This is a genomic window from Moritella viscosa, from assembly GCF_900120065.1.
Taxonomy (GTDB): Bacteria; Pseudomonadota; Gammaproteobacteria; order Enterobacterales; family Moritellaceae; genus Moritella; species Moritella viscosa.
In genome coordinates, this window is the sequence record NZ_FPLG01000073.1 from 1 (window position 1) to 1,805 (window position 1,805).

Genomic DNA, 1,805 nt, shown 5'->3' on the forward strand with positions numbered 1-1,805 from the left:
CCAGCCATTTCGCCACCAGCAACGTTATCAGAGGCAATGTGGCTCACAACTTTACCGCGACTTGCACCACGGTCTAATGTGATTACAGGTATATGAGAGCGGTTCGCCATACGAATCGCGTTCGATACAGCATCTGAATCTGTTGGGTTGATTAGAATTGCTTTCACGCCACGCACAGTTAAATCTTCAACGTTAGCTAATTCCTTACTTGGATCATTCTGTGAGTCCAGCACAATTAACTTATAACCTAAGGTTTTCGCTTTCGCTTCAGCACCTTCTTTCATTGTTACAAAGAAAGGGTTATTTAGCGTCGACACAACCATTGCAAGCGTATCTTGCGCCATCACGGTCGCACTGAAAGACGCTGAAACAACAGCTGCAGAGATCAAGGTTGCTAATTTTTTCATTACTTATACCTTCTTTTAGTTAATTCTGCTGCCCCAGATAGGGTACTGGGGTTCACAGGTTTTGTTACGACTATTTATCGCTACTTTTATTATTATGTTTACTCTTTATTTCTGAGATGCTGTATTTTTTATTTCTTTTTCGTATCCACTAATACTGCAAGTAGGATCACCACAGCTTTAGCAATCATTTGGAAATATGAAGATACATCCAATAGATTTAATGCGTTATTTAAGAAGCCAATAATTAATGCACCAATCAGCGTTCCCATAATACGACCTTTACCGCCAGCAAGGCTTGTTCCGCCCAATACGACAGCGGCGATAGCGTCTAACTCGTAACCCATACCAGCCGTTGGTTGCGCAGAGGACAGACGAGACGTCACAATCAAACCAGCGAGTGCAGCCAGTAGGCCACAGATGGCATATACACCAATCTTTACTTTATCGACATTAATTCCTGATAAACGTGCAGCGGCTTCATTCCCACCAATCGCATAAACATAACGACCAAAGCGAGTGTGATTTAATAAATACCATACCGATGCAAACACAATCACCATTAACCAGATCGGCACTGGAACGCCCAGTAAATAATCGGTACCGATTAATGAAAAGTTATCAGCAACATCCGTAAAACCTGTCGAAATCGGGCGACCTTCGGTATATACCATAGTCACACCACGTAATAACGTCATCGTAACTAACGTAGCGATGAAGGCTTGAACCTTACCCTTAGCGATAATAATACCGCTCATTGCACCAAGTGCTGCACCAGCAAACAATGCAACAGGCACGGCAATCATCACGTTGACTTCCATTGAAATTAATGTCGCTGCAAACGCACCACACAAGGCAAGAATGGAACCCACACTTAAATCAATACCCGCGGTTAAGATCACTAACGTCATACCCACAGCGATAATCGCATTCACTGATGTTTGACGTAATATATTTAAAATATTACCCATAGTGAAAAAATTAGGGTTTAAAAAAGACACCACCACAATCAATAAGATCAGGGCGATTAATGATTTTTGTTCAATTAACCATTCTTTAGTGAAAAACTTTTTAGTTAAGTTTTTAGTCATAACATCGCTGCTCATGTTGCTGCTGGAATTTTTATTAACTGCTTGGTTCTGGCTCATCGCCCTGCCTCATCTATTTTTTTGCCAACAGCGCATGCCATTAGTTGTTCTTGGTTAGCATGTTCTGCCATAAATTCACCGCTGATCTGCCCTTCGTGCATCACTAAAATTCGATCGCTCATCCCCAATACTTCAGGCATTTCTGACGAAACTAAAATGATACTCATACCTTCTTTTTTAAATTGATTTATTAACTGGTAAATCTCTTTTTTAGCGCCAACATCCACACCGCGTGTTGGTTCATCTAAAATAA

General features: G+C 41.2%; 2 protein-coding genes and 1 pseudogene. All 3 read right to left on the reverse strand.

Going from position 1 to position 1,805, the window contains the following annotated elements; all coding sequences use genetic code 11:
* Positions 1–407, reverse strand: a 407-nt coding sequence (locus tag BT797_RS10180; RefSeq protein WP_139292000.1) for a substrate-binding domain-containing protein, incomplete at its 3' end; no start/stop codon positions are given.
* Positions 408–535: 128 nt separating this feature from the next.
* On the reverse strand, positions 536–1,495 hold the full coding sequence (gene rbsC, locus BT797_RS10185; RefSeq protein ID WP_211705473.1) for a ribose ABC transporter permease: 960 nt from the start codon (positions 1,493–1,495) through the stop codon (positions 536–538).
* Between the two features lie 53 nt (positions 1,496–1,548).
* Positions 1,549–1,805 (reverse strand): annotated as a pseudogene (locus tag BT797_RS10190) (ribose ABC transporter ATP-binding protein RbsA); the annotation flags it as partial.